This window comes from Kineobactrum salinum (assembly GCF_010669285.1).
GTDB lineage: Bacteria > Pseudomonadota > Gammaproteobacteria > Pseudomonadales > Halieaceae > Kineobactrum > Kineobactrum salinum.
Genome location: NZ_CP048711.1, coordinates 1,110,263 through 1,133,152 on the forward strand (window position 1 = coordinate 1,110,263; position 22,890 = coordinate 1,133,152).

The 22,890-nt window shown below is 62.4% G+C and carries 16 protein-coding genes and 2 pseudogenes; 15 read left to right on the plus strand and 3 right to left on the minus strand.

Annotated elements, in window-relative coordinates:
* Positions 1-31 precede the first annotated feature (31 nt).
* The 3 genes from G3T16_RS04760 to G3T16_RS20955 all read left to right on the plus strand — a co-directional run bounded on the left by G3T16_RS04760 (position 32) and on the right by G3T16_RS20955 (position 2,589).
* Complete coding sequence (locus tag G3T16_RS04760; RefSeq protein WP_163494052.1) at positions 32-1,312, plus strand: aminotransferase class I/II-fold pyridoxal phosphate-dependent enzyme; 1,281 nt, start codon at positions 32-34, stop codon at positions 1,310-1,312.
* A 252-nt stretch (positions 1,313-1,564) separates the two neighbouring features.
* A complete protein-coding gene (locus G3T16_RS20950; protein ID WP_197911905.1) occupies positions 1,565-2,038 on the plus strand; it encodes an IS110 family transposase in 474 nt (157 codons plus the stop codon).
* Positions 2,038-2,589, plus strand: a complete 552-nt coding sequence (locus G3T16_RS20955; protein WP_197911906.1) for an IS110 family RNA-guided transposase — start codon at positions 2,038-2,040, stop codon at positions 2,587-2,589. The genes G3T16_RS20950 and G3T16_RS20955 overlap by 1 nt, the downstream gene beginning before the upstream one ends.
* 371 nt (positions 2,590-2,960) lie before the next feature.
* On the opposite strand, the gene G3T16_RS04770 is transcribed toward G3T16_RS20955, so the two are convergent.
* Positions 2,961-3,305 carry a DUF1820 family protein gene (locus G3T16_RS04770; protein WP_163494053.1) on the minus strand — a complete coding sequence of 115 codons (345 nt, stop codon included), beginning with the start codon at positions 3,303-3,305 and terminating at the stop codon, positions 2,961-2,963.
* A gap of 246 nt (positions 3,306-3,551) precedes the next feature.
* Here G3T16_RS04770 and miaB point away from each other — a divergent pair.
* From miaB to holA, 8 genes and pseudogenes are all read left to right on the plus strand, one after another.
* Positions 3,552-4,864, plus strand: a pseudogene (gene miaB / locus G3T16_RS22375) (tRNA (N6-isopentenyl adenosine(37)-C2)-methylthiotransferase MiaB).
* 35 nt (positions 4,865-4,899) lie between these two features.
* Complete coding sequence (locus tag G3T16_RS04780) at positions 4,900-5,943, plus strand: PhoH family protein (RefSeq protein ID WP_163494054.1); 1,044 nt, start codon at positions 4,900-4,902, stop codon at positions 5,941-5,943.
* Positions 5,940-6,425 carry an rRNA maturation RNase YbeY gene (gene ybeY / locus G3T16_RS04785; protein ID WP_163494055.1) on the plus strand — a complete coding sequence of 162 codons (486 nt, stop codon included), beginning with the start codon at positions 5,940-5,942 and terminating at the stop codon, positions 6,423-6,425. The genes G3T16_RS04780 and ybeY overlap by 4 nt, the downstream gene beginning before the upstream one ends.
* Positions 6,422-7,267: an HlyC/CorC family transporter gene (locus G3T16_RS04790; protein WP_163494056.1), complete on the plus strand. Its 846-nt coding sequence runs from the start codon at positions 6,422-6,424 to the stop codon at positions 7,265-7,267. Before ybeY ends, G3T16_RS04790 begins: the two co-directional genes overlap by 4 nt.
* 5 nt (positions 7,268-7,272) lie before the next feature.
* The gene (lnt, locus tag G3T16_RS04795; RefSeq protein WP_232059269.1) at positions 7,273-8,775 is read left to right on the plus strand and encodes an apolipoprotein N-acyltransferase; all 1,503 of its coding nucleotides are present in this window, start codon (positions 7,273-7,275) and stop codon (positions 8,773-8,775) included.
* 344 nt (positions 8,776-9,119) lie between these two features.
* A pseudogene (leuS, locus tag G3T16_RS04800) lies at positions 9,120-11,719 on the plus strand (leucine--tRNA ligase).
* A 31-nt stretch (positions 11,720-11,750) separates the two neighbouring features.
* Complete coding sequence (locus G3T16_RS04805) at positions 11,751-12,320, plus strand: LPS-assembly lipoprotein LptE (protein ID WP_163494057.1); 570 nt, start codon at positions 11,751-11,753, stop codon at positions 12,318-12,320.
* A 14-nt stretch (positions 12,321-12,334) separates the two neighbouring features.
* Positions 12,335-13,339: a DNA polymerase III subunit delta gene (gene holA, locus G3T16_RS04810; protein WP_163494058.1), complete on the plus strand. Its 1,005-nt coding sequence runs from the start codon at positions 12,335-12,337 to the stop codon at positions 13,337-13,339.
* A 147-nt stretch (positions 13,340-13,486) separates the two neighbouring features.
* Here holA and G3T16_RS04815 read toward each other — a convergent pair whose 3' ends face one another.
* Together G3T16_RS04815 and G3T16_RS04820 are read right to left on the minus strand one after the other, a co-directional pair.
* The gene (locus tag G3T16_RS04815) at positions 13,487-13,693 is read right to left on the minus strand and encodes a hypothetical protein (RefSeq protein ID WP_163494059.1); all 207 of its coding nucleotides are present in this window, start codon (positions 13,691-13,693) and stop codon (positions 13,487-13,489) included.
* Positions 13,694-13,707: 14 nt separating this feature from the next.
* Positions 13,708-14,145, minus strand: a complete 438-nt coding sequence (locus G3T16_RS04820; protein ID WP_163494060.1) for a hypothetical protein — start codon at positions 14,143-14,145, stop codon at positions 13,708-13,710.
* Positions 14,146-14,550: 405 nt separating this feature from the next.
* On the opposite strand from G3T16_RS04820, the gene G3T16_RS04825 reads away from it, so the two are divergent.
* From G3T16_RS04825 to G3T16_RS04840, 4 genes are all read left to right on the plus strand, one after another.
* Positions 14,551-15,225 carry a zinc-dependent peptidase gene (locus tag G3T16_RS04825; protein WP_163494061.1) on the plus strand — a complete coding sequence of 225 codons (675 nt, stop codon included), beginning with the start codon at positions 14,551-14,553 and terminating at the stop codon, positions 15,223-15,225.
* Positions 15,226-15,430: 205 nt separating this feature from the next.
* Positions 15,431-17,584 (plus strand): acetyl-CoA hydrolase/transferase C-terminal domain-containing protein, encoded by a 2,154-nt coding sequence (locus tag G3T16_RS04830; protein ID WP_163494062.1) that lies wholly within the window; start codon positions 15,431-15,433, stop codon positions 17,582-17,584.
* A gap of 158 nt (positions 17,585-17,742) precedes the next feature.
* A complete protein-coding gene (locus tag G3T16_RS04835; RefSeq protein ID WP_163494063.1) occupies positions 17,743-19,302 on the plus strand; it encodes a cation:proton antiporter family protein in 1,560 nt (519 codons plus the stop codon).
* Between the two features lie 130 nt (positions 19,303-19,432).
* The gene (locus G3T16_RS04840; protein ID WP_163494064.1) at positions 19,433-22,573 is read left to right on the plus strand and encodes a TonB-dependent receptor; all 3,141 of its coding nucleotides are present in this window, start codon (positions 19,433-19,435) and stop codon (positions 22,571-22,573) included.
* Positions 22,574-22,890 lie beyond the last annotated feature (317 nt).

Consider the following 22,890-nt stretch of genomic DNA (forward strand, 5'->3'; position numbering starts at 1 on the left):
TTGATACCCACTTGAATTGATTGAGGAACTCATGACGCAGACAACGCAGGCATCCCAGGCGCAACTGCGAGAGCAGCTCGCAATCCTGCATGAGCAATATGATCAGCTGGCAGCGAAGAAGCTGGACCTGGACCTGACCCGGGGCAAGCCGGGCACCGCCCAGGTGGCGCTGTCCAGTGCCCTGGACGGCATTCTGGGCGGTGATTATCTGGCCGCGGACGGCAGCGATGCACGCAACTATGGCGGTCTCGACGGCCTGCCCGAAGCCAGGTCCCTGTTCGGCGCGATGCTGGGCATGCGGCCGGAGGAAACCCTGGTCGGCGGCAACAGCAGCCTGACCCTGATGTATCAGGTGGTGGAATTTGCGCTGCGTGAGGGCCTGCGCGGTCCCGAATCGGCCTGGGCCAATCACGATGAAGCGAAATTCCTGTGTCCGGTGCCCGGCTATGACCGCCATTTCTCCATCTGCGAGTACTTCGGCATCGACATGCTGCCGGTCCCCCTGCTGGACAGTGGCCCCGACATGGACGAGGTTGAAGCACTGGTCGCCGCCGACCCCACCATCAGGGGCATCTGGTGTGTGCCCCGTTTTTCCAACCCCACCGGCTGCGTCTACAGTGCCGCCACCGTGGAGCGGCTGGCCCGGCTGCCGCAACAGGCCTCCAGCGAATTTATCGTGATGTGGGACAATGCCTACGCGGTGCACGAGCTCTACGATGATGCCCCCCAATTGGCGCCGATCAGCGATTATGCCCGCCAGTTCGATACCATGGACAACATCTTCCAGTTTGGCTCCACCTCCAAGATCACCTTTGCCGGCGCCGGTGTCGCGTTCGTGGGCAGCAGCGAGCGCAACCTGGCGACACTGAAGGCCCACCTGGCCTTCCAGACCATCGGCCCGGACAAGGTCAACCAGTTGCGCCATGTCCGCTTCCTGCAGGACCCGGTTACGATCGCAGCGCATATGGAACACCATGCGGCATTGATGCGACCGCGCTTCGAAGCGGTATTGACAACGCTGGAGCAGGAGCTGGGCGACGGCGACATGGGTTGCTGGACCAGGCCCCGGGGCGGCTATTTCATCTCTTTTGATGCCCTGCCGGGGCTCGCTGGTGAAATCGTGGGGCTGGCAGCCCGGATCGGCGTCAAGCTGACGCCCGCCGGTGCCACTTTTCCCTACGGCAGAGACCCGGAAGACCGCAATATCCGGCTGTCGCCGAGCTTTCCGTCACTGGAGGATGTGCAGGCCAGCGTGGACGCCTTCGTGCTGTGCGTGAAAATCGCGACGTTGCAGCAGCGCCTGCACGCTTGACCGATAGCCGCCGTGCCGCCCGTGAACGGGCGCAGTGACTGTTGTCAATGAAGGTCAGGGATCTGAGCTCGCTCCGGCAGAAGGTCGGCGTCCTGGGAGGTGCTTTCGAGACCGTATGCGACATGGATGTCGCATCCGAGCCTCCATGGATGATGAGATGGTCTCCTCCCCTCTTTTATCGGCGTCGCAATGCGCCAAAATAGATTTGCAGATCTATTTGAGGGATCAAAGGCATCCCGAGAGGAGGAGACCATGGCTAAGCATAGTGTGATCGGAGTGGATTTGGCAAAAAATAGCAATGCACTGGTGGGGTACGATGCGTCGGGGAAAGCCCTTTGGCGCAAGACGTTGGGACGCGCCCGCTTGCAGGCTTTTTTGGCCCAACAGAAGACCAGTGTCGTGGTGATGGAAGCCTGTGCTGGTGCCCATTACCTGGCGCAGCAGGTACAGCAGATGGGCCATATCGCTGTGCTGTACCCTCCCAAGCATGTCAAGAGTTATCAGCGAGGCCAGAAGAACGACTACAACGACGCCCGAGCCTTGGTTGAGGCACACCAGCACGGCCATTTGCGCCCGGTTCCGATCAAGACCGTCGAGCAGCAGGACAAGGCGTTGATCGTCCTGCAGCGCAAGCAGTTGAAGGAAGAGCAGGTGCGCCTGGGCAACCAGATGCGGGCCCTGCTGGCCGAACGGGGGGTGGTTTTGCCCGTGGGGTCAGGGCCCTGATGGTGGGGCTGCCTCGGGTGCTGGAGGCGGCAGATAATGGCCTGACAGAGGTGGTTCGTCACATCCTGTCCCAGACCTATATCCGCTACCGGGCGTTGCTGGAGGAGCTCGCCTGGTACGATCAGCAGCTGAGCCAACAGGCGCGGGAGGATGAGACCTGCCGGCGCTTGTGCACGATGCCGGGCATGGGGCCCATTGTGGCCAATGTCGTGCAGGCCTGGATGGGTGATGGCCGACAGTTTCGCCGGGGACGTGACGCTTCGGCGGCCCTGGGCCTGGTGCCCCGGCAATACAGCACGGGTGGGCGAGAGGTGCTGCTGGGGATCACCAAGCGTGGGAACCGGTATGTGCGATCCCAGGTGGTCAACGGGGCGCAAGCGGTGTTGAGAGCAGCAGCGAACAAGGACGATGCCCTGAGCCGCTGGGTTATCCATTTAAAGGCGACGCGCGGGCACAACAAGGCAGTGGTCGCCCTGGCGAACAAGCTGGTCCGGATTGCCTGGGTGATCATTGCCCGGGGCGAAACGTATCAACCGAGAATGGCGAGTTAAATCCGGCTCAGGCCGGAAATCAGGTCGGCGGCGAGGAGGAAACCAACCCCAGGTTGCGAAGGCAGCAGACACGCGATGTCACAACAGGTCAGACCGACCTATCGAAAACCTGATGAATCCGTAGGCTGCGAAAGCCGCTGGGATGATAAGGACGATAGGTGCGGATATTCATCGAGGCCAGGAGCCCCCACGAGGGGAGTTCCGCAAACAGGCCGGATATATGGCAGCAACCTGTCACTGACACGACGTCTTTGCCTTGCAAACGGGGAGGAGACCATATATGGATTCACGGCGAGTCTCGGAAGCACCTCCCAGGACGCCGACCGGGCTACCGGGCTACCGGGACGAGCTAAAAGTAAGTGCCATTCGAATCAGTCCTCGCTGCCGTGATGCGGCTGCATGCCTGGCAGCGGGAAGTTGGTGATATTGCTCTTGGACCCGGCCGCGCCCTCGGAAATCTTGCCAGTGCCCTCTTTGTCGACCTCGTCGATACGGATAATGGCCTGCAGCGGAATGTAGCTGCGCTTGACGCCGCTAAACTCGTGCTTGAGCTTTTCCTCGCCGGGGTCGACCAGGATCTGGGAACGCTCTCCAAAGATGAACTCCTCGATCTCGATAAAGCCCCACATGTCACTCTGGTAAATCTGGCGTGCGAACACCTCGAATACCTGATTGGCGTTGTGGAATATCACCTTGTAGACGGGTTGGCTGGCCATTGGCTCCTCATGCGGTGTCCTGCCCTGGCGGGCTGCCGGCGGGACCACCTGAATCCGGGGGCGGCAATGGTACCACCCTCAGGGCAAAATTCCAGCGTGGCAGCCGCCATACGCAGGGTCCACACTAGGTTTCGGCGCCGCAAATCGGTATACTCCGCAGCCCTTTTCCAGTGACGAGGAGTAAGGCGCAGCGCGCCAAACGCACCCTTGAGCAAGAAGCTGTACATCAAGACCCACGGCTGCCAGATGAACGAGTATGACTCGGCGCGCATGCGCGATCTGCTGCAGGAAAGCCATGGCCTGGTTCCCACAGAGAACCCGGAGGATGCCGATGTGCTGCTGTTAAATACTTGTTCCATAAGGGAAAAAGCCCAGGAAAAGGTATTCCACCAACTGGGTCGCTGGAAGCAGTTGAAACAGAAAAACCCGAACCTGGTGATCGGCGTGGGTGGCTGCGTGGCCAGCCAGGAAGGCGCCGAAATCGGTAAGCGCGCGCCGTATGTGGACCTGGTATTCGGACCCCAGACCCTGCACCGGCTACCGGAAATGATGGCCCTCAGGGGCGCTGGCGGCAGCCTGGTGGTGGACGTCAGCTTTCCCGAGATCGAGAAATTCGACCGCCTCCCCGACCCCAAGGTCGAGGGGCCCTGTGCTTTCGTCTCCATCATGGAAGGCTGCAGCAAGTACTGCACCTTCTGCGTGGTGCCCTACACCCGCGGCGAAGAGGTGTCACGGCCGGTGGATGACGTGATTGCCGAAGTGGCACATCTCGCCGCAGGCGGCGTGCGTGAGGTCAACCTGCTGGGGCAGAATGTCAACGCCTACCGGGCCAGAACCATCTCGGCGAAATCGTCGATTTTGCCGAACTGCTGGGGCTGGTGGCGCTGGTTCCCGGAATCGACCGGATCCGCTACACCACCTCCCATCCGGTGGAGTTCAGCGACGCACTGATCGCCGCCTACGCCGAGATTCCGCAGCTGGTCGACCATCTGCACCTGCCGGTGCAGAGCGGCTCGGACCGCATCCTGATGGCGATGAAACGCGGCCACACCGCGCTGGAGTACAAGTCCAGGATCCGCCGCCTGCGCCGGATCCGGCCGGATATCAGCATCTCCTCCGACTTCATCATCGGCTTTCCCGGCGAGACCGAGGCCGACTTTGCCGCCACCATGAAATTGATAGAAGAGATCGGTTTCGACACATCGTTCAGTTTTATCTATAGCGCCCGTCCCGGCACACCGGCCGCGGAACTGCCGGACAGCACCGATGAGGACACCAAGAAGCAGCGCCTGAAGATCCTGCAGGACCGAATAAGCCAGCAGGCCCAGGAGATCAGCCGGCGCATGGTGGGCAGCAGCCAGACCGTGCTGGTGACCGGCGTGTCCAAAAAAGATCCCGGCCAGCTGCAGGGCCGCACCGAGAATAACCGGGTGGTCAACTTCTCCTGCAGCGAATCCGGCCTGATCGGTGAATTCGCCACGGTGGAGATTGTCGAGGCCCTGCCCAACTCCCTGCGGGGGCGGTTGATTCCGGCAATTGCCGCCGCCGCGGTTGACTAGCCGGGAATCCGGTATATCCTTCTAACCATGACCCTATGCCTTTACGGCCGAAGAGCGATTTGAACAGCGAATCCCCGACTCCATCGTCGACACAGACAAGCCTCTCCCTGGAACCTAATGACGCCCGCCATCTGGCCACGCTCTGTGGCCAGCTGGACACCCATTTGCGTCAGATCGAGGCTCGCCTGGGTATTACCATCAATGCCCGCGGCAACCAGTTTCTGCTGACCGGCCCGACCGTGAACGTGGTCGCCGGACGCGAACTGCTCACTCATCTGTACGCCGAGATCTGCCAGGGTGTGGGACTGAGCCCGGAATCCCTGCACCTGCAGCTGTCACAGGTGGGGCAGGAACATCTGGCCGACACCGCCGGCGGCACACCGGTGGAGGCCATCCAGGTAATCCGCACCAAGCGTGCTTCGGTCAAACCGCGCGGCAAGAACCAGCAGTCCTATGTGCGCGCCATCAAACAGTTCGACATCAGCTTCGGCATCGGTCCTGCCGGCACCGGCAAGACCTTCCTGGCGGTGGCCTGCGCGGTGGAAGCACTGCTGGAGGAACGCGTGCGCCGCATCCTGCTGGTACGGCCGGCAGTGGAAGCCGGCGAAAAACTGGGATTTCTGCCGGGTGACCTGAGCCAGAAGATCGACCCGTACCTGCGGCCGCTGTACGACGGACTCTACGAAATGCTGGGCTTCGACACCGTCAACAAGTTCATCGAGCGCGACATCATCGAGATCGCGCCGCTGGCCTTCATGCGCGGCCGCACCCTGAACAACGCCTTCATCATTCTCGACGAGGCCCAAAATACCACCCGCGAGCAGATGAAAATGTTCCTCACCCGGATCGGCTTCGGTTCTACCGCGGTGATCACCGGGGACGCCACCCAGATCGACCTGCCCCGCGGGACCCAGTCGGGTCTCACCCATGCCAGCAATATCCTGACCGACGTCGAGGGACTGGGCTTCACCTGGTTCGGCAACAAGGATGTGGTGCGTCATCCAATGGTTCAGCGCATCGTCGAAGCCTACGATGCCTACGAGGACAAGGCGACCCCGCTCGACAAAAGCCGGCCATGAACCTGCACGTCGACATTCAGAGCGCCAGCACTGAACCCGCCCCCGAAGAGGATGACATACGGGGCTGGATCAGTGCAGCACTGCGCCAGGCCGGCACGGGTATCGAAGCCGCCGAGGTTTGCCTGCGCTTGGTGGACGAGGCAGAGATGGCGCAGCTCAACCACAGTTACCGGGGCAAGACCGGCCCCACCAACGTCCTGTCCTTCCCCGCCGACCTGCCACCGGAACTGCAACTGCCGCTGCTGGGCGATATCGTGATCTGCGCACCGGTAGTGCTGCGCGAGGCGCGGGAACAGGGCAAGAGCGCCCGCGCTCACTGGGCCCACATGCTGGTGCACGGCAGCCTGCACCTGCTCGGCCACGATCATGTCGAGGCGGCTGACGCCGCCGTGATGGAAGCCCTGGAGACCGACATCCTGGGCCAGCTGGGTTTTTCCTGTCCGTATTCCGACCATCTCCACGAGGAGTCCCTCTCGCAATGAACGAAGACCGATTTGGCCACGAACCAGGCGACCGATCCTGGCTCGAGAAAATCGCCTTGCTGTTTTCTTCCGAACCACGCAACCGCAGGGATCTCGAGGGTGTACTGGCGATTGCGGCAGACAACGAGGTCATCGACCAGGACGCCCGCAGCATCATGGAAGGCGCCATGAAGGTCAGCGACATGCAGGCGCGGGACATCATGATCCCACGGGCGCAAATGACGGTAATCAAGGCCGATGCCACGCTGGAGGAGATCCTGCCGCAGATCATTCGCTCCGCCCACTCCCGCTATCCGGTGATCGGCGAGAGCCCGGACGACATACAGGGCATATTGCTGGCCAAGGATCTGCTGCCGGAAATCCTGAACAAGGATCACAGCGAATTCCGCATGCAGGCTTTGTTGCGGCCGACCGTGGTGGTACCCGAGAGCAAGCGCCTCAATGTGCTGCTGCGGGAGTTCCGCGAGAACCGCAATCATATGGCGATAGTCATCGATGAGTACGGTGGTGTCGCCGGCCTGGTGACCATCGAGGACGTGCTGGAGGAGATTGTCGGCGACATCGAGGACGAAACCGACGTCGAGGAGGATCACTTCATCCGCCAGATCAGCGACGAGGACTATTTCATCAAGGCGCTGACCCCGATCGAGGATTTCAACGACTACTTCAAGACCACCTTCAGCGATGAGGAATTCGACACCATAGGCGGTCTCGTGATCCAGGCCTTTGGCCACATGCCGGCCCGCAACGAGATCACCCATATCGACAATTTCGAGTTCAAGATCATCAACGCCGATCAGCGCAAGATCCACAGCCTGCGCATGCGCCCCGTCAGGGACTGAAGCCCGTGGAGCGGCGCCACTACCTGCGCCTGCTGCTGGCGCCCCTGGCCGGTGCCCTGGTCACGCTATCGCTGGCGCCCTTCGACCTGTGGCCGGCCGGCATTCTCAGTACGGCGCTGTACTGCTACCTGCTGAGCAACTGCAGTCCACGCCAGGCGCTGCTGCGGGGCTGGTTATATGGCCTGGGCCTGTTTGGTTCAGGTGTGTCCTGGGTCTATGTCAGCATTCACGACTACGGCTATGCCAGTGTGCCGCTGGCTGTGCTGCTGACAGTGCTGTTTTGCGCCGGGCTCGCGCTGCTGCAGGCGCTGTTCGCCTGGTGCTATGTGCGGCTGGTGCGGTTCCTGCCGGGGGGCATGCTGGTTGGCTTTCCCGCCCTGTGGGTACTGTTTGAATGGCTGCGCAGCTGGCTGCTGACCGGTTTTCCGTGGCTGTACCTGGGCTATGCCCATGCAGATACCTGGATCGCCGGCTGGGCGCCGGTGCTGGGCGTCTACGGCCTGTCGTTCATCTGCGCCCTCAGCGGCAGCTGCCTGTTCCTGGCCTGGCGCAGCCGCCAACTGCCGGCGCTGATCACCTATGCCGGCATCATCGCAACCCTGTGGGCGGGAGGCGGTGTGTTGCGCCCCATTCAATGGGTGGCCCCCGCGGCCGAAAAGCCGCTGACCGTGGCCCTCTACCAGCCCAATATCCCGCAGCAACTGAAATGGGACCGCAGCTATTACCCCCGTATCCTGAAGCAGTTCGACCACGCCCTGGGTGCCCTGTACGGCCACGACATCATTCTCTGGCCCGAGTCCGCGCTACCGCGGTTCTACCACCAGGTACAGGACTACCTCGGCCCGGTGGCCGAGCAGGCGCGGGTCCGCGGATCAACGCTGATCACCGGCATCCCCTATCGGGAGCCAGGCGGCGAGGATTATTACAACAGCATCGTCGCGCTGGGCCTGGGCCAGGGGCTGTACCACAAGCAGCATCTGGTGCCCTTCGGCGAATACGTACCGCTGGAGCAGTGGCTGCGGGGCCTGATCGGCTTTTTCGACCTGCCCATGTCCGGCTTCAGCGCCGGTTCCGCCGAGCAGGCACCGCTGCGCACCAATGCCTACCGGATTGCGCCTTTCATCTGTTATGAGGTGGTCTACCCGGATCTGGTGGCCAGTGGGGCCAAACACGCCGAGCTGCTGGTTACCATCAGCAACGACAGCTGGTTCGGGGCCTCAATAGGTCCGCTGCAGCACCTGCAGATGGCCCGGATGCGAGCGCTGGAAACCGGTCGCTATCTACTGCGCGGCACCAACAATGGCGTGTCGGCCATTATTGACCACCGCGGCCGGATCCAGGCCCGCACCGCGCAGTTTGAAGAGGCCATAGTCAGCGGCGAGGCCCAGGTGATGCTCGGCAGCACGCCCTTTGCCAGTTTCGGCTCGCGGCCTGTCATCAGTGGCTGCGCCCTGCTGTTGCTGATGATGCTGGTGATGTACCACACCTTCTGGCGCGAAACCCGCTAGTCCCAATGGCACTTACTTAAGGGTTTTGGGACTTCGTAGCCCGGTCGGCATCCCGGGAGGGTGCTTTCGAGACACGCCGTGAATCCGTCCATGGAGGCTCGGATGCGACATCCATGTCGCATACGGTCTCGAAAGCACCCTCCCGGGACGCCGACCTTCTACCGGAGCGAGCTAAAGTAAGTGCCATGGCCGCCAGGCGTGCCGCGGCACCTGTCCTGCAAGTCCTTCGCCGGCCGTGGCGAATGCTGTTAGAATCCGCTTTCGCGAATTCACCGGTGCCCGTCCCTGCTCTCACGGCGGCGGCACCAGCCCCTTTGCCCTGACCGGATGAGATTCCCCAAGCGATGGATCAGCACTACCAACCACAGTCCCTGGAACAGGCCGCCCAGGCCCACTGGCAGCAGCACAACAGCTTTGCCGTGGAGCGCGACGACAGCCGGGAGAAGTTCTACTGCCTGGCGATGTTTCCCTACCCCAGCGGCAAACTGCACATGGGGCATGTGCGCAATTACACCATCACCGACGTGATTTCGCGCTACCAGCGGATGCTGGGCAAGAACGTGCTGCATCCGATGGGCTGGGACGCCTTCGGCCTGCCGGCCGAAAACGCGGCCGTGCAGAACAAGACTGCGCCCGCCAGCTGGACCTACCAGAATATCGCCTACATGAAGGGCCAGTTGCAGAGCCTGGGTTTTGGCTTTGACTGGTCGCGGGAACTGGCCACCTGCCAGCCCTCCTACTACCGCTGGGAGCAGTGGTTTTTTACCCGTCTGTATGAAAAGGGCCTGGTCTACAAGAAGATGGCCAGCGTCAACTGGGACCCGGTAGACCAGACCGTGCTCGCCAATGAGCAGGTCATCGACGGCCGCGGCTGGCGTTCCGGGGCCCTGGTGGAACGCCGCGAGATCCCGCAGTGGTTCATCCGGATCACCGCCTACGCCGAGGAGCTACTGGCCGACCTCGACCAGCTGCCAGAGTGGCCGGAGCAGGTGCGCACGATGCAGCGCAACTGGATCGGCAAGAGCCGGGGGTGGAACTGCGCTTCGACCTGGCCAGCGCGATTGCCGGCAGCGACCATATAGAAGTCTACACGACGCGGCCGGACACCCTGTTCGGGGTGACCTACATGTGCCTGGCGGCGGAACATCCGATCAGCCGGGCGCTGGCCGCGGACAGACCGGAGCTGCAGGATTTTATCGAGGCCTGCAAGGTCCAGTCCTCGGCCGAGGCCGATATCGCCACCATGGAGAAGCAGGGGCTCGACACCGGTCTGAAGGCAGTGAATCCGCTAACTGGCGAGGAAGTGCCGGTCTGGGTGGCCAACTATGTGCTGATGGACTATGGCTCAGGCGCCATCATGGCGGTGCCCGGGCACGACCAGCGCGACTGGGAATTCGCCCGCAAGTACCAGCTGCCCATCCGCCAGGTAATTGCCCCGGAGGGTGAAGCGGATGCCGACCTGGAGCAGGCTGCCCTCACCGGCAGGGGCAATCTGGTCAACTCCGGCGAATTCGACGGCCTGGACTCTGAGGCCGCCTTCGAGGCGATTGCGGCCCGCCTGCAGGCCACGGAGCGGGGCTGCATCACCACCAACTACCGGCTGCGGGACTGGGGCGTCTCGCGGCAACGCTACTGGGGCGCGCCGATCCCGATGTTCAATCTCGCCGATGGCAGCGGTGAAATCCCGGTGCCGGCCCACAAGTTGCCGGTGCTGCTGCCGGAGGACGTGCAGATGGACGGCGTACTGTCACCGCTCAAGGCGGACCCGCAATGGCGCCGCGACGAGCTGGACGGCCAGCCGGTGGAGCGCGAAACCGACACCTTCGATACCTTCATGGAGTCCAGCTGGTACTACGCCCGCTACACCTGTCCGGACTTCGACCAGGGCATGCTGGATCCCGAGCGGGCCAATTACTGGCTGCCGGTGGACCAGTATGTAGGGGGTATCGAGCACGCCATCCTGCACCTGCTGTATGCCCGCTTTTTTCACAAGCTGATGCGCGACGAAGGCCTGGTCAACAGCGACGAGCCGTTCCGGCGTCTGCTGTGTCAGGGCATGGTGCTGGCGGAATCCTACTATCAGGAAGACGCCAACGGCCACCGCAGCTGGATCGCCCCCGCCGAGGTCGAAATAGAGCGGGACGAGCGCGGCAAGGCCCTGCGCGCATTCCGTCGCGACACCGGCGCGGCGGTCAGCGCCGGTGGGGTGACCAAGATGTCGAAATCCAAAAACAACGGCATCGATCCTCACGCCACCGTGGAAGAATACGGCGCCGACACCGTACGCCTGTTCACAATGTTTGCGGCGCCGCCGGAGCAAACCCTGGAGTGGCATGAGGCCGGAGTCGAGGGTGCCAGCCGTTTCCTGCGCAGGCTGTGGAAACTGGTACACAGCCACCTGCAGGCCGGCAGCGGTGATGCCGTCCTGCTGACCGGACCGTTGAACGAGCAGCAGCGCCAGTTGCGGCGCAAGACGCACGAAACCATCGCCAAGGCCAGCGACGATTTCGGCCGCCGCCAGACCTTCAACACCGCCATTGCTGCCATTATGGAACTGGGCAACGAAGTCGGCCGGCTGCCGCAGACCGATGCAAGTGGCCGCGCCGTGGTGCGTGAATCACTGCGCGCCATCGTGCTGATGCTGAGCCCCATCGTGCCCCATATCTGCCACCACCTGTGGCCACTGCTGGGGGGCGCGGGTGATATCCTCGATGCCCCCTGGCCGGCGGTGGACGAGAACGCGCTGATACGCGACAGTATCGAAATGGCAGTGCAGGTGAATGGCAAGGTGCGGGCGCAGATTACGCTGCCGGCCGACGCCGACCGGGCCGCGGTGGAGGCCGAGGCCCTGGCCCAGGACAATGTGCAGCGTTTCCTGGACGGGGTGACCGTGCGCAAGGTCATTGTGGTGGCCGGCAAACTGGTCAATATCGTGGCCAACTGATCGCCTGAACAGGCCCTGGAGGAATGTGCTGATGCCAGCTGAACGTGAACCTGCCCCGCGAACACCCCAGACTCCCGGCTGTTACTTGCGGCGGCGCGGTTTTGCGGGATTGCTCCTGGCACTGCTCCTGCCCGCTTTGCTCAGTGCCTGCGGGTTCCAGTTGCGCGGCGTCGCCAGCGCCACCGCAATGCCGGAGAGCTGGCGCCAGATGTACCTGGACACATCCGACCCCAACAGCGAGTTCAGCCGTGACCTGAAAGCCCGTTTCTCCGCCAACGGTATCGAATGGATGGAGCGCGACGAAGCCAACTACATCCTGCAACTGGGGCCCGAGCGCTTCAGTCAGCGCAACCTGTCGCTGAACAGCGAGGCCCGCGCCGCCGAGTTCGAGCTGACCATGCAGGCACGCTTTACCGTGCGCGACGCCAGCGGCGCCATGGCGATGGAGCCTGCGGAGGCGGTGATCGTCAAACAGATGGAAAACGATCCCCGCAACGTAGTGGGCAAGGCCGAGGAGATCCGGATCATCCAGGGGGAGATGCGCGCCGAGTTGTCCCAGCAGATCCTGCGCCGCATCGGTTTTCACGCCGCGGCACTGTAGGACGATTCCTGGCAGTGCAGATCAAACCCCCACAGCTTCACCAGCATCTGCAGCAGCAGTGTCTGCCGGTCTATCTCATCAGTGGCGATGAGCCGTTGCTGGTCCAGGAGTGTGCCGACCTGGTACGCACAGCTGCACGGCAGGCCGGCTGCAACGCCCGCGACATCATCGACAGCAGCGCCCCGGATTTCGGCTGGCAGAGCCTGTTGCATTCAGCCTCGGAGATGTCCCTGTTCGGCGACCGCAAACTGGTCGAACTGCGCCTGCCGGGCGGCAAGCCCGGCGCCGAAGGCAGCAAGGCATTGTGCGAATATATCGAGCGCGCCAGCGGTGACGATGTGCTGCTGGTGATAAGTGGCAAGATAGACAAGCAGTCTCTGAGCAGCAAGTGGTACAAGACCCTGGAGCGCGCCGGTGCCGCGGTCCAGGTCTGGCCAGTGGGCGCCCGCGACTTGCCGCGCTGGTTGCGTCAGCGGCTGGGGCAGGCCGGGCTGCGCATCGACGACGACGCGCTGGAACTGCTGGCCGAGCGGCTGGAAGGCAACCTGTTTGCCGCGGTACAGGAGGTGGAGAAGCTCAAACTGCTGGCCCGGGATCAGCAGGTCACCCTCGCTACCGTCACCACGGCGGTGCTCGACAACGCCCGCTACAACCTGTTTGCGATGGTCGATACCGCACTGCGCGGTGACGCTGGCGCCAGCCTGCGCATGGTGCATGGCCTGCGCGCCGAGGGCAGCGAGGTCATACCATTGCTGTGGGCCCTGACGCGGGAGCTGCGCAGTCTCTACAGCATGCGGCTGGCCTGTGACGAGGGCCAGCCGATAACGCGGGTCATCGGCAACCACCGGGTCTGGCAGAGCCGGGCACCGCTGGTGCAGGCCGCCCTGCAACGCCACAGCAGCCGTTCGCTGGGGGAGTTGCTGCAGCTGGCGCTGGAGGTGGACGGCAGCGTCAAGGGCTTTGCCGACGGCGATCCCTGGGATCACCTGGACCGACTGCTGCTGGGGCTCGCTGCCTGAGACACTGCTTTGCGCCCCACTGCTGATGTGTATCCCGCCCAGTCCCGACTATAATCAAATCGAAACCTGATACCGGGATGCTTCGAAGGCGGTCATAGCAATGGTGGTCACCATCGACACGCCCACTAATCCCGCTAATGGCGACGTTTATTGCTCCACCGCCAGCTCCGCTTCCGGCTCGGCCAGACAGCAGCTTTTCAGCGCCCAGCAGCCCACCTGGTGAGATTTGCTATCCAGGCAGCGAAACTCACAGGCAAACAGGTTCCTGTCACGCAGCAGGCGATACAATACGGGCAGCGGCACTTCCATCTGTACCGTGACGTCGACAGACAAGCCTCCTCGGGATGTACTCATATATTCCTCAAGATTCAGTGCAGAAGGTGAGCGACGCGCCTACCCGGCCGCTGTCTGGGCGCCTCCCCTGCCGCCGTCAGCAGCCGGTTGCAGGCCTCCATTACCGGGCCGCGCGGTGCTCCCCGGGCCAGGGCCCGCTCCAGCTCGCCAAACACACGCTTCAGCAGCGGACGAATATTGTTCTGTGCCTGTTGCCGGTTCCACAGCCTGATCAGCAACAGGCCACTGTGGGTCAGTCGTACGATGCCGGGCAGGAGCTGCTGTTGTGGATTTGCCACCAGCAGTTCAGCCAGCTCCAGCGCGAGCACGGCGGAGCGCAGCGCCTGCTCTACCCGCTCCCCCTGCTCCAGGGTGATGCCGCTCTCATAGCTTTTCGTCCACAGGATCAGGGCGGCGTCGGAATGGTCACGCAACCACCGGCTGTAGACAGGACAGATCAGTTCTCGCTGCATGGGCACGGGCCTCGTTATCCATTGCTGTAACCCAAACTTTAATGCGATCAATTCTCATTTGCAATACGTGTTTGAGAATTTTTGCCGGTTCGCAGCTGACGAAACCATTACAATGGACTCTTTCGTGGAGTATTTGATCACGAGTGCCGAATCGGCGGACGTGAGGCCGGCACTTCGATCGCCGAGCCATCAGCCGAGGTGCGGTGTTCAAGACGCGCCGTGAACCCCTCCATGGGGGCTCGTATGCGACATCCATGTCGCATACGGTCTTGAACACCGCACCCCGGCCGATGTCTCTACCCTGGTAGCCGCCCCATAGGACAGCAATACGGGATAGCAATAACAATGGATATTCCTTCCTGCGGTCGCTGCGCCACCGCTGCAATCGGAGCAGACAACTGACTCATGACACCTTCCAGCTACCGCGTTGAGGAACTCGCCCGAACGCTATCGCGGCATCATGCTCTGTTCGAGCTGCTGCCGGAGGCTCACCGGCAGAGCCTGCTCGACTTTGCCCTGCGCTTCCTCGACGAGCGCGAGATCACTCTGGACCACCCGGAAAGCCGGGTCGACGTGTTGGTGGCGGCGAATGCCGCGCTGGTCGGTATGTACCAACCGGTGGATTATTTCTCCGTCCTTGATTGGATCTACATCGGCACCGGCTCCGGCGATCACGACGGCGAAGCCTGGGGCAGCAACAAATTGCTGTTGGACAGCGCCGCGGTGATCGCGGAGTCGGCGCAAATCATCCCGGGCGCCAATGTCGTCATCCATGAATTCGCCCATGTGCTGGATCATATGCTGGGCCTCAGCGGAGGTACACAGGGTCTGCGCGATGCATTGGAAACGCACCTGGAACAGCTCAATCGGGGCGAACCCGGCTGTATCAGTGACTGGCGCGACAGTATTGCGATCGACCAGGTGATGGAGGGGAATTTCGGCTACCTGGAGCAGGTGGAGTTCTTCGCCTATGCCAGCGAGGCCTACTTTACCGCGCCGCGTGAGCTGCAGCGGGAACTGCCCGGACTGTACCGCGAATTGCTCGCTATCTACCGCATCGATACCGCGCCATTGATTTGAGGGCCATCGTCATGACTTACGGGTGGGGAGGTGAGACGGACAATCGACACATCCGAACAATATGTCCATGATTGTTGTTTTAATCGACAGATGCACGGTTGCGGCACTTCAACCTGGAAAGTCCGCAGCTCGGCACCGATGAATGCGCTCCGCCCGTTGCAACCGGGGCTGCCCCGGCGGGTATTGAACATGGTAGGGTTAAGCGATGACGATACTGTTTGAATCCACCGAAGCCTGTGTCGACCATACGATCGCCCGGCTCGGCAAGGAACTGCGCCTGGCGGCGCCGCTGGGACTGGGCAAGCCGGTGCAGCTGCTCAATGCCTTCTTCCAGCGGGCGCTGGCGGACCCCGAGCTGGAACTGCATATCTATACCGCGCTGTCACTGGAGCTGCCCAAACCCGGCAGCGAGATTGAGGCGGGGCTGGCCGACCCCATCATAGAGCGGCTGTTTGGTGACTATGAGCCACTGCAATACATGGAAGCATTGCGGGCCGGCACACTCCCGCCCAATATCCACATTAGCGAGGTCTATTTCAAGGCGGGCTCCATGAAGGGGGTCCCGGTGGCCCAGCAGAACTACATCTCCAGCAACTATACCCATATCGCCCGCGACCTCTGCGCTATGGGCGTGAATGTGCTGGTGCAGATGGTGGCGGCCAGGGAGACAGAAGCCGGGCTGTCGCTGAGCCTGTCCTGCAACGCCGATGTAACCGTGGATCTGATGCGGCAGCAGCGCGAGAACCAGCCGGACAATTTCCTGTGCCTGGCCCAGATACACCCCGAGCTGCCCTTCATGGAACATGATGCCGAGCTTGCCGCTGAAGCGTTTGATGGCATTCTGCGCAACCCGGCCTGTGACAAGGCCCTGTTTGCGGTCCCCAATAGCGCCGTACCGCTGGCCGATTACGCCACCGCACTGCATGCCAGCCGCCTGGTGGTGGATGGTGGCACCCTGCAAATCGGTATCGGTGCCCTCGGCGATGCGCTCGCCCACAGCTGTATCCTGCGCCACAATAACAACGAGGCCTGGCGCGCCATGGTGGCGGCTGTCGATCAGCAGGAGGATAGCAATGTCGCGGTGGAGGGCGGCACTTTCAACCAGGGCCTGTATGTCTGTACCGAGATGTTTGTCTACGGCATGCTGCGGCTGATGGAGGCCGGCATCGTCAAGCGCCGGGTATATGACAATCTGCAGCTGCAGCAGGGCCTGAACAACGGGGCTATCTCCACCGTCATTGACGAGCGCCTGTACAATTATGCGCGCGATTGCGACCTGCTGCCGCGGGTGCTGGACCAGGCCACGCTGGAGTCGCTGCAGTACTGGGGCCTGCTGCCGGCCGGGCTGCTGCTGGAGGACAGCGGACTCTCGCTGGATGGCAAGGCGCTGGTCAACGATCTGGAGCAACCCGCTACCCGGGCTGCATTGCTGGCTGCGGTAGCAGGTGGGGAACTGCGCCATGGGCGGGTCCTGCACGGCGGCTTTTTCCTCGGCCCGCGGGAGTTCTACCGCAAGCTGCGTGAACTCGATGCAAGCGGGCGGGAACAGATCTGCATGACCAGCGTGCAGCGCACCAACCGGCTGCTGCGGGACTATCCGCTGTACTGCGCCCAGCGCCGCGAGGCGCGCTTTATCAACACCGGGATGATGGTCAGCCTCAGCGGCGCTGTCACCTCCGATGCGCTGGAGGATGGCACCGTGATCAGCGGTGTCGGCGGCCAGTACAATTTTGTCGCTATGGCTCACGATCTGCCCGGAGCACGCTCAATCCTGTGCATTCGCAGTACCCGGGGCAGCGGCAGGAAACTCCAGTCCAACATCGTGCCGTTCTACGGCCACACCACCATCCCTCGCCATTTGCGCGATATCATCGTCACCGAATACGGCATCGCCGACCTGCGCGGCCAGAGTGACGCCGAGGTGTGCAGGCGCCTGATAGCGATTGCCGACAGCCGCTTCCAGCAGGAACTCGCGGATTTCGCCTGTGAGCATGGCAAATTACCGGCGGACTACGAGATCCCGGCCGCGGCGCGCAACAACAATCCCGAACGACTCGCCGACGCGCTGCAGACCTGGATCGACGATGGCCTGCTGCCAGAATATCCCCTGGGGACCGAACTGACCGAGCAGGAACAGGCCCTGAGCGCCAGCCTGCGCCGGATCAAGGCGCTGAGCGACGAACCCACTGCGTTCCTGCGCCAGGCCTTTCGCGCGCTGTTGCACCAGGGCGACGCCGAGGCGGCCCGGCCCTACCTGGAACGGATCCAGCTGGAGTGCCCGGACAGCAGCAAGGAATTCATCATTCAACAGCTGCTGTTGCTGGAACTCGAACAAATGGGGCTGCTGAAAGCCGGCTGAAGTGGTCGGAGCTCAAGCAGCGCCACGGTACTCCTGGCCTCACCGCGCTGCGGTGGCTGTGATGACGGCCGATTCCGGTTATTATCCACGAGCCGCTTTGTGCGGCTGCCAACCACAGCTTTGACAGGCTGTTTTATTACACCCGCCAGGATGTCCACGTGTTTGAAGTAATCTGTATCAGCTTTGCCTTCTTTTTTGGCCTGGCGGTACGCCAGGTGGGCCTGCCGCCGTTGATCGGTTTTCTCGCCCCCGGATTCGCGATCAATGTGTTTGGCTCCGGCCTGGGGCTGCCCACCGCCACCAATGACATCCTGCATTATGTGGCACACCTGGGCGTGCTGATTCTGCTGTTTACCGTGGGCCTGAAGCTGAAGCTGAAACAGATTGCCCGGCCCCAGGTGGTGGGCGGCGCCCTGCTGCATTTCGCCATCACCGTGGCCCTGTTCGCCCCCGGCATCCGCTTCTTTACCGGGTTGGACTGGAATACCGCGCTGCTGATTGCAATGGCGCTGGCCTTTTCGTCCACAGTACTGGCGGCAAAGCTGCTGGAAACCAAACGCGAACTGGGCGTTTTTCACGGCCGTACCGCGATCGGCATCCTGATTGTGCAGGATGTGATAGCCCTGGTGGTGCTGGGCGTCTGGAGCGGCCAAACCCCCAACCTCTGGGCCCTGCTGGTATTTGCCCTGCCGCTGCTGCGGCCGCTGCTGTACCGGCTGCTGGATTTCGCCGGCCACGACGAGCTGCTGGTACTGATGGGCATGCTGTTGGCACTGGTTGTCGGCGGCATGGGCTTTACGGCAATGGGCCTTAGCTCCGAGATTGGCGCGCTGCTGATGGGGGTGCTGCTGGCCAACCACCCGCGCGCGGTCGAGCTGTCGGAATCGCTGTGGTCGCTCAAGGAAATCTTTCTGGTCGGCTTCTTCCTGCAAATCGGTATGTCCGGCCTGCCGGATCTGGACGCGCTCCTGTTTGCGGTGGTCATGGGCCTGCTGCTGCCACTCAAGGGTCTGCTGTTCTTCTTCCTGCTGGTGGCATTCCGGTTGCGCGCCCGCACCTCCTTTCTCGCCGCGCTCAGCCTCACCGCCTACAGCGAGTTCGGCCTGATCGTCGCCGCCGGCGTACTACCCGAATGGCTGGTGCCACTGGCGATCGCGGTATCCGTGTCGTTCCTGGTGGCGGCGCCGCTGAACCGATTGGCCCATCCGCTGTTCGCACGCTGGGAGCACCGCCTGCAGCGCTTCGAGCGCCAGACCATACACCCCGATGAACAGCCCAGCGACCTCGGCGATGCCCAGATTCTGGTCTTCGGTATGGGCCGCACCGGCACCGCGGCCTACGACCACCTGCAACAGCAGGGCAAACTCCTGGCCGGGCTGGATGCCGATACCTACAAGGTCACCGCCCATCAGCAGGCGGGACGCAATGTGGTGTTTGCCGACGCCGAGGACAGCAACTTCTGGCGCACCATGGACCTGGCCCATATCGAGGCGGCCATCCTGGCCATGGACGACATCGAGGCCAAGCTGGTTGCCGCCCGCGCACTGCGCAGCAAGGGTTTTCAGGGGCCGATCGTGTCGCACGCGCTGCATGAAGATCATATCGAGCGCATCACCGCAGCGGGCGCCACTCACACCTATCTGACCATGCAGCAGGCCGGTATGGGACTGGCGGACCGGGCCGTGGCGGCACTGACAGTGAGCGACCCCGCGCTGTAGGCCGGATTCGCGCCCGCGAAGCCAGATCACAGGTCACAAAAGGTTCATGCCCCCGGGCGCGGCCTACACACGACTGTAACCAACAGGCCATAGAGTAGGCGCGGATTTCATTCTCAGGGGAAGAACAACCATGTCGCTCTACTCTCGTCGCAAACAGCTTGCACTGGCGGTCGCCATGACAGTGGGCCTGTCCACACCCGTCCTGGCCCAGCAGACTTCATCCGCCATCCGCGGCAATGTCACCACTGCCGAAGGACAAGTGATTCCCGACGCCCGCATCACCGTGACCGACACCCGCACCGGCAGCCAGAAAGTACTGACCGCCAACAGCGCCGGCGCCTTCTCCCTGCGCGGCCTGCAGGTAGGCGGCCCCTACCGCATAGAGGTAAGCCACTCCCGGGGCAGCCGCACCCTGGAGGATGTCTACCTGAGCCTGGGCGAGACAGCCAACATCAACCTCAGCCTGGAACAACAACAGGCAATGGAATCGGTACTGGTGACGGCCTCGCTGGATGGCAGCGGCCGCTACGGCGCCACCGGCCCGGCGGCCAACTTCAGCCTCAACGACCTGGAATCGGCCCCCGCGATCAACCGTGACATCAAGGACCTGATCCGGATGGATCCGCGGGTCTACATCGACGAGGCCTTCAGCGACTCCATCCAGTGTGTCGGCGCCAACTCCCGCTTCAACAGCCTGACCCTCGACGGTATCCGCACCAACGACAACTTCGGCCTCGGCAGCAATGGCTACCCCACCGTGCGTATTCCCTTTTCCTACGATGCGATCTCCCAGGTATCGGTGGAACTGGCGCCCTTCGATGTCCAGTACGGCGGCTTTACCGCCTGCAACGTCAATGCGGTCACCAAGTCCGGCGACAATGAATTCCACGGCGGTGTGTTTTATGACTACACCAGCGATTCCCTGCGCGGTGACAGTCTGGAGGGGGACGACCTCACCGTCGGTGATTTCGACGAAGAGCGCTACGGCTTCAACATCGGCGGCCCGCTGATCAGGGACAAACTGTTCTTCTTCACCGCCTACGAAAAGCTCGAAGGTTCTTCACTGTTCGACCGCGGCCCGGCGGATTCCGGCGCCGCCGTGCCGGTACAGGGCCTGTCGCAAGACCAGTACGATGAAATCCTGGATATAGCGCGCACACTGTACGACTACGAGCCCGGCGCCCTGGTCACAAGCCTGCCGGTGGAGGACGAAAAGCTTATTGCCCGGCTGGACTGGCGGATCAACGACGCCCACCGCGCCTCAATGGTCTACAACTACAATGAAGGTAATATCATCCGTGAATCCGACGGTGACTCGGACGAATTCGAGTTCTCCGACCACTACTATGACCAGGTCGGTGAACTGGAATCCTACGTCGCCTCCGTGTTCTCGGACTGGACCAGCGCCTTCTCCACCGAACTGCGCCTGGGCACTTCCGACTTCGAGGCCAGCGTCAATCCGCTGGGCGGCACCGACTTCGGTGAGGTGCAAATCACCACCCAGAACAATGGCGCCGAGGCCACCGTCTATCTCGGTGCCGACGATTCCCGCCACGCCAACAAGCTCAAATACTCCACCGACAACTTCAAGCTCGCCGGCACCTACGTCACCGGCGACCACGTTATCACCGGTGGTTTTGAAATGGAGGAGCTGGATGTCTTCAACCTGTTCGTGCAGGAAGCCGAAGGCGAATACCGCTTCGACTCGATAGAGGACTTCCGCAACGGCACCCCGTCGACCATCATCTACGAGAATGCCAGCGGCAGCAACGATCCCAGTGACGGCGCCGCCCGCTTCTCCTACCGGGTCAACACCGCCTACCTGCAGGATGAGTACTATCACAGCAGCTGGGACACGCAGTTCACCTTCGGCCTGCGCTACGACTGGTACAGCAGCAGTGACGAGCCGGTGGAAAACCCGTTGATAGAAGAGCTGTACGGTTTTTCCAACCAGCAGAACCTGGATGGCAAGGACCTGCTGCAACCGCGTTTCGGCTTCAACTGGTCGGTCAGTGACGAACTCGAAGTGCGCGGCGGCTTCGGCCTGTACTCGGGCGGCAACCCCAATGTCTGGCTCGGCAACAACTACCAGAACAACGGTATCATCCTGAAGGAAAACCAGGACCGTTCGGGCCGGTCGGTATTCGACATCCCCTTTACCGGTGAGGGACGCCCGCTGTATGACGTACCCCAGGAGCTGTTCGATGCAGTGGCCCGCGGCGAAGGTCGCAACGGCGGCATCAACGTGCTGGACCCGGATTTCGAGATCCCGTCGGAGTGGAAGTACGCGCTGGGCTTTACCTACACGCTACCCCAGGATTACGTGCTGATGGGCGATTTCATGTATGCGGAGAAAAAGGACGCGGCCATCATTCGCGACCTGAGCCGCACTCCGACCGGCGCCACCGCCCCCGACGGCCGCCCGATCTACACCAGCAGCAACGGCCGCTCCGAGGATTTCATGCTGACCAATGTGGACGGCGACTCGGGCGACTCCACCAGCCTGTCACTGGCGGTGAGCAAATCCTATGACTTCGGCCTGGACTGGACCCTGGCCTATGCATTCACCGAGTCGACCGAGGTCAGCCCGATGACCAGTTCGGTGGCGTTTTCCAACTACACCAGTATCGCGGTGGCCGACCCGGAGAACCCCGGTGCCCACACCTCCAACTATGAAATACCCCACCGCTTCACGCTGCGGGTGTCCTTTGCCCGCGACTTCATCGCCGGCTACACCACCCGCCTCACACTGTTCGGCAGCGCCAACGAGGGCCGCCCCTACAGCTATGTATTCGACGGTGACCTGGACGGCGCGCTGGGCAGTTCGGTCGGCTTTATGGACCAGAACCTGGTCTACATCCCCACCCTGGACGACCCCAACGTGGTCTACGCCGACGGCTTTGACCGGGCGGCTTTTGACGGGCTGATCAGCAGCGAGGGCCTGAAGCGCGGCGGGATCATGGGCCGCAACAGCATCAACAGCGACTGGTGGACCAAGTTCGATCTCAAGATCGAGCAGGAGGTACCCGGTTTCTCCGCTGACCACCGCGGCAAGGCCTTCCTGATTGTCGAGAACCTGGGCAACCTGCTCAACGATGACTGGGGCGTAATGTACGAGGCCAGCTACCCGCGCATGCAGCAACTGGTGCGCGCGTCCATCAATGACCAGAACCAGTATGTCTACGAACAGTTTTTCGACCCCGCCCGGCAGACCCGGGTGGCCAGCGCCTCGCTGTGGCAGCTGCGCCTGGGTCTGCGCTACGATTTCTGAACCGGCGCACCGAACCCCCTCTTGCCGGCCCCAGGGCCGGCTTTTTTCGTAAGCAGTGCTATCCCTATTTTTGCAGAATCTTCGGCCTCGGCTGTCGGGTCGTCGGGTGCGGGGTTGGGACTTCGGCCGCCGAGACATCGACCGGGGTGTGGTGTTCAAGACACGCCGTGAACCCGCACCCGATAAAGCGGGGGTGGGCTCTCCATGGGGGCTCGGATGCGACATCCATGTCGCATACGGTCTTGAACACCACACCCCGGTCGATGCCTCTACCTTTGTAGCCAACCTATGGCAACCTTATGGGACAGCCATGTTTT

What these genes read in the sequence shown, in the direction of transcription:
- G3T16_RS04760 (WP_163494052.1), top strand. Translation starts at nt 32, where the DNA reads ATGACGCAGACAACGCAGGCATCCCAGGCGCAACTGCGAGAGCAGCTC.
- G3T16_RS20950 (WP_197911905.1), top strand. Translation starts at nt 1,565, where the DNA reads ATGGCTAAGCATAGTGTGATCGGAGTGGATTTGGCAAAAAATAGCAAT.
- G3T16_RS20955 (WP_197911906.1), top strand. Translation starts at nt 2,038, where the DNA reads ATGGTGGGGCTGCCTCGGGTGCTGGAGGCGGCAGATAATGGCCTGACA.
- G3T16_RS04770 (WP_163494053.1), bottom strand. Translation starts at nt 3,305, where the DNA reads ATGGCCAGCCAACCCGTCTACAAGGTGATATTCCACAACGCCAATCAG.
- G3T16_RS04780 (WP_163494054.1), top strand. Translation starts at nt 4,900, where the DNA reads ATGCCTTTACGGCCGAAGAGCGATTTGAACAGCGAATCCCCGACTCCA.
- ybeY (WP_163494055.1), top strand. Translation starts at nt 5,940, where the DNA reads ATGAACCTGCACGTCGACATTCAGAGCGCCAGCACTGAACCCGCCCCC.
- G3T16_RS04790 (WP_163494056.1), top strand. Translation starts at nt 6,422, where the DNA reads ATGAACGAAGACCGATTTGGCCACGAACCAGGCGACCGATCCTGGCTC.
- G3T16_RS04805 (WP_163494057.1), top strand. Translation starts at nt 11,751, where the DNA reads ATGCCAGCTGAACGTGAACCTGCCCCGCGAACACCCCAGACTCCCGGC.
- G3T16_RS04815 (WP_163494059.1), bottom strand. Translation starts at nt 13,693, where the DNA reads ATGAGTACATCCCGAGGAGGCTTGTCTGTCGACGTCACGGTACAGATG.
- G3T16_RS04820 (WP_163494060.1), bottom strand. Translation starts at nt 14,145, where the DNA reads ATGCAGCGAGAACTGATCTGTCCTGTCTACAGCCGGTGGTTGCGTGAC.
- G3T16_RS04825 (WP_163494061.1), top strand. Translation starts at nt 14,551, where the DNA reads ATGACACCTTCCAGCTACCGCGTTGAGGAACTCGCCCGAACGCTATCG.
- G3T16_RS04830 (WP_163494062.1), top strand. Translation starts at nt 15,431, where the DNA reads ATGACGATACTGTTTGAATCCACCGAAGCCTGTGTCGACCATACGATC.
- G3T16_RS04840 (WP_163494064.1), top strand. Translation starts at nt 19,433, where the DNA reads ATGTCGCTCTACTCTCGTCGCAAACAGCTTGCACTGGCGGTCGCCATG.